This is a genomic window from Cryobacterium sp. Sr8 (genome assembly GCF_004403225.1).
Lineage (GTDB): Bacteria > Actinomycetota > Actinomycetes > Actinomycetales > Microbacteriaceae > Cryobacterium > Cryobacterium psychrotolerans.
Genome location: NZ_SOHO01000017.1, coordinates 1 through 4,139, shown reverse-complemented (window position 1 = coordinate 4,139; position 4,139 = coordinate 1). Strand labels below are relative to the sequence as shown.

The following is a 4,139-nucleotide window of genomic DNA, read 5'->3' as shown; positions in this document are numbered from 1 at the left end:
CTGTGCCGATCAGCGCCACCACCTGGGCGCTGAACAGTCTTCGGTAGGCCGAGTTCCGCAGGACCTCAAGCACGGGCGCCGGCCTCGTGCTCGGTGCCGGCGGTTTCGTACGGGTGCCGGTGGTGGGCCGGGACGCCCTCGAGGGCGTGCTCGGCCTGGAAGATGGCGTCGGCGACGAGCTGGCGGGCGTGCTCGTTCGCGAGGCGATAGAACACCCGGGTGCCTTCGCGCCGGGTAGTCACGATGCGGGCCAGGCGCAGCTTCGCCAGATGCTGCGAGACGGAGGCCTGGGATTTATTGACGGTTTCCGCCAGCTGGTTGACCGCCAGTTCCGTGTCGCGCAGCGCGAGAATGATGCGAATACGCGTGGCATCGGCGAGCATCGCGAACACCTCGACGGCTAACTCGACATACTCACTGTCCGTATCCAGCGTGCAACCATCCGCATCTGCATTCATACGCAGATTATTGCACATGGGGCAGGACACTGCGTTGCGGTACGCAACGGCGGAGCGGTGAGCTAAGAACGCACCAGCCTGCCGATGGCGGCCGAGGCCTCGCGCATCTTCAGGTCGGCCTCTTCGCCGCCGGCCGCAACCGCGTTCACGACGCAGTGATTCAGGTGCTCGTCGAGCAACCCGAGGGCCACCGACTGGAGGGCGCTCGTCATGGCCGAGATCTGGGTCAGGATATCGATGCAGTACTTCTCGTCCGACACCATGCCCTGCAGGCCGCGAGCCTGCCCTTCAATCCGCCGCAGCCGCTTGAGGTAATCATCCTTATTTGAGATGTACCCGTGCGGGCCGGTATGCGTCGCGCCCGCCGCTTCGGTCGATTCGTTCATGATCAAACTATACCCCCTGGTGGTATCTGGGGTATAGTAGACATGTACCCCTGGGGGGTAACACGATCGAAAGGGATTGCTGATGTGCACGACCAACCAGAATGACCTTGGCCTGACCGACGCGTCCTGCGCTTGCGGAACGCACGGTCACGCACAAACCAGTTCCGCCTCGGCCAACGACGGCCTGACGACGAGTACCTTCGAGGTGGCGGGAATGACCTGCGGGCACTGCGTGAAGAGCGTCACCGAGGAACTCAGCCAGCTCGAGGGCGCAAAGAACGTGGAGGTCGCCCTCGTCTCGGGCGGCGTCTCCAAAGTCACCGTCTCCAGCATTGGCGCGCTTGACCCGGATGCGGTCGCGGCCGCGATCGATGAGGCCGGCTACGAGCTGGTGACCCCGGCCCGATGAGCGGTCAGCAGGTCGAACTTGTCGTTGGCGGGATGACCTGCGCGTCCTGTGCGGCGCGGATCGAAAAGAAGCTCAACCGCATGCCGGGCGTCGAGGCCTCGGTCAACTACGCGACCGAGAAGGCCACCGTTTTCGTGCCGGAGGGCACGACCGTGGAGCAAGCAATCGCGACCATCGAGGCGACCGGTTACAGGGCCGAGCTGCCAGCGCCGCCGGAGGCCTCATCAGAGGCCTCGCCGGAGTCCGAGGTCGACAGCCTGCGCCGGAGACTCCTCGTTTCCGCGGCGCTCGCCATCCCCGTCGCGCTGATGTCGATGATCCCGGCACTGCAGTTCACGAACTGGCAGTGGCTGGCCCTCACCCTCGCCGCGCCGGTCGCGGTCTGGGGTGCCTGGCCGTTCCACCGCGCGGCCTGGGTCAACGCCCGTCACGGGGCGGCGACGATGGACACCCTGATCAGCATCGGCGTGCTCGCCGCCTTGGGCTGGTCGCTTTATGCCCTGTTCTTCGGAACGGCCGGGATGACTGGAATGACGATGACGTTCAACCTCACCGCCACCCGCGGCGGTGGGGCGCACGAGATCTACCTCGAGGTCGCATCCGCGGTCACCGTCTTCATCCTGGCCGGACGCTACTTCGAGGCGCGGGCCAAGAAACGCTCCGGCGCGGCGCTGAAGGCACTGCTCGAACTGGGCGCGAAGGAAGCAACCCTGCTCAGGGACGGCGTCGAGATCACGGTCCCGACCGCCTCGCTCGTGGTCGGCGACCTGTTCGTCGTGCGCCCCGGCGAGAAGATCGCCACCGACGGCGAGGTCGTAGAGGGCAACTCCGCCGTCGACGCCAGCATGCTCACCGGAGAGGCCGTTCCGGTGGAGGTCGGCCCCGGCGCGATCGTCGTCGGCGCCACGCTCAACTCGGGCGGCCGGCTCGTCGTGCGTGCCACCCGCGTGGGCTCGGACACCGAGCTCGCCCTGATCGGGCGCCTCGTCGAGACGGCGCAGGCCGGCAAGGCCGCCGTGCAGCGCCTGGCCGACCGGGTCTCGGCGATCTTCGTGCCGATCGTGATCGTGCTCTCCCTGGCCACGCTCGCCGTGTGGCTCCTCATCGGCGCCGGCCCGGTCGTGGCCTTCACTGCGGCCGTGGCGACGCTCATCATCGCGTGCCCCTGCGCCCTCGGGCTGGCCACGCCCACCGCCCTGCTCGTCGGAACCGGGCGCGGCGCCCAGCTGGGCATCCTGATCAAGGGGCCGCAGATCCTCGAATCGACCCGCCGGGTCGACACCATCGTGCTGGACAAGACCGGCACGGTGACCACCGGCCGGATGGGCCTCGTCGCGGCCGTCCCGGCCACCGGGGTGACCGAAGACGAGCTCCTGCGTCTCGCCGGCGCCGCCGAGACCGGCTCGGAGCACCCGATCGCCGCCGCAATTGTCGCGGGTGCACAGGACCGTTTGGGTCCGCTGCCGCCGGTGGATTCTTTCGCCTCGACCGACGGACTCGGCGTGCAGGCCGTCGTCGACGGGCACCTCGTGCTGGTCGGACGCCCGCGCTGGCTCGCCGAGCAATGGAGCATCACCCTCCCATCCGACCTTCAAGGGGCACTTACCGCCGCCGAAGATGAGGGCCAGAGCGCCGTCCTCGTCGCGTGGGACGGGAAAGCGCGCGGCGTTCTCGGCGTGTCTGACACAGTCAAGGCGAGCAGCGCGGCGGCGATCGCGGCGTTCCGTAGCCTCGGCCTGCGCCCCGTGCTGCTGACCGGCGACAACGAGCGCGCGGCGCGCGCCGTGGCCGCTGAGGTCGGTATCACCGACGTGCGGGCCGAGCTGCTCCCGGCCGAGAAGGCCGAGGCCGTCCGGGCCCTGCAACGCGAGGGTCGGGTCGTCGCCATGGTCGGCGACGGGGTGAACGATGCGGTGGCCCTCGCCACGGCCGACCTCGGCATTGCGATGGGCACCGGAACGGATGTCGCCATCGAGGCCAGCGACCTGACCCTCGTGCGCAGCGACCTGATGGCCGCAGCGGATGCCATCCGGCTGTCCCGGCGCACCCTGGCCACGATCAAGGCCAACCTGTTCTGGGCCTTCGCCTACAACGTCGCCGCGATCCCGCTGGCCATGCTCGGCCTGCTCAACCCCCTGATTGCCGGGGCCGCGATGGGGCTGTCTTCCGTGTTCGTGGTGAGCAACAGCCTGAGGCTCCGCGGTTTCCGCCCGCTGTCCGAGCCGGCGCCGGTGCGCGGTGCGACCTCCGGTGAGTTCCGAGATCTCGCCACGGTCGGCTAGACAGCGTTCTCCCAGCCGGCAACGCAGTCCCTTGGGTACTGTGGAGGGGCCCGTACTGTGCTTAACGAAACCGATTCGACCTGGAGGTGACATGATTTTGCGCGATACCCCGATCACGGGACGTCCCCGAAGCCATGTCTTCCGCTCCGTGATCGTGTCGGTTCTGGCCACGGCTGCCCTGCTCCTCGGATTGTTCGCCGCTCATTCTTCCGGTGCCGGCGTCGGCGCAGAGCATGAGATGGCCGTCGCTGCACCGGGCGCCTCAGCGCCAGCTGAGTACCTCACCGGTGCGAACGAAATGGTGGCCAGCGCCGGTGCGGATGTCGTCGTCGCCGTCGCTTCCGGCCTCGAAGCGGCATGGCTCAGTTTCGGGGACGACGTCATGGCCGGTTGCGGCATCCTGGCGATGACCTGCTCGGTGTTGCTCATTGTCGTGGCTCTCATTCGCCTGGCCCGAGAGCCCTCGGTGTGCAGCCAACTTCTTGACGCCGGCGATTTCGTTGTCAGCTCGTTCCGCACGATCCCGCTTCACGTTCACCGGCCCAGCCTCATCCTGCTTTCCATCAGTCGCATTTAGACGAACCCGCTCGCGCGCCAGCACCTG

Annotated in this window: 5 protein-coding genes; 3 read left to right on the top strand and 2 right to left on the bottom strand. The window is 67.9% G+C overall.

Translation table 11 applies throughout. The annotated features are described in order from the left end of the window. Positions 1–65: 65 nt before the first annotated feature. Both E3T54_RS02110 and E3T54_RS02105 read right to left on the bottom strand, forming a co-directional pair. Complete coding sequence (locus tag E3T54_RS02110; RefSeq protein ID WP_174844378.1) at positions 66–458, bottom strand: metalloregulator ArsR/SmtB family transcription factor; 393 nt, start codon at positions 456–458, stop codon at positions 66–68. A 62-nt stretch (positions 459–520) separates the two neighbouring features. Next, the gene (locus E3T54_RS02105; protein ID WP_134474358.1) at positions 521–844 is read right to left on the bottom strand and encodes a metal-sensitive transcriptional regulator; all 324 of its coding nucleotides are present in this window, start codon (positions 842–844) and stop codon (positions 521–523) included. A gap of 82 nt (positions 845–926) precedes the next feature. Between E3T54_RS02105 and E3T54_RS02100 the strand changes: the two genes are divergently transcribed. The 3 genes from E3T54_RS02100 (at position 927) to E3T54_RS02090 (ending at position 4,112) form a co-directional block, all read left to right on the top strand. Beyond that, positions 927–1,253 (top strand): heavy-metal-associated domain-containing protein, encoded by a 327-nt coding sequence (locus tag E3T54_RS02100; RefSeq protein ID WP_166804796.1) that lies wholly within the window; start codon positions 927–929, stop codon positions 1,251–1,253. Beyond that, complete coding sequence (locus E3T54_RS02095) at positions 1,250–3,535, top strand: cation-translocating P-type ATPase (RefSeq protein ID WP_134474357.1); 2,286 nt, start codon at positions 1,250–1,252, stop codon at positions 3,533–3,535. Before E3T54_RS02100 ends, E3T54_RS02095 begins: the two co-directional genes overlap by 4 nt. A 91-nt stretch (positions 3,536–3,626) precedes the next feature. Then, on the top strand, positions 3,627–4,112 hold the full coding sequence (locus E3T54_RS02090; RefSeq protein ID WP_134474356.1) for a hypothetical protein: 486 nt from the start codon (positions 3,627–3,629) through the stop codon (positions 4,110–4,112). The last annotated feature ends 27 nt before the right edge of the window (positions 4,113–4,139 follow it).

Bases quoted from the DNA above. Each gene is read 5' to 3' on its own strand.
- E3T54_RS02110 (WP_174844378.1), bottom strand. From the start codon at position 458: ATGAATGCAGATGCGGATGGTTGCACGCTGGATACGGACAGTGAGTAT.
- E3T54_RS02105 (WP_134474358.1), bottom strand. From the start codon at position 844: ATGAACGAATCGACCGAAGCGGCGGGCGCGACGCATACCGGCCCGCAC.
- E3T54_RS02100 (WP_166804796.1), top strand. From the start codon at position 927: ATGTGCACGACCAACCAGAATGACCTTGGCCTGACCGACGCGTCCTGC.
- E3T54_RS02095 (WP_134474357.1), top strand. From the start codon at position 1,250: ATGAGCGGTCAGCAGGTCGAACTTGTCGTTGGCGGGATGACCTGCGCG.
- E3T54_RS02090 (WP_134474356.1), top strand. From the start codon at position 3,627: ATGATTTTGCGCGATACCCCGATCACGGGACGTCCCCGAAGCCATGTC.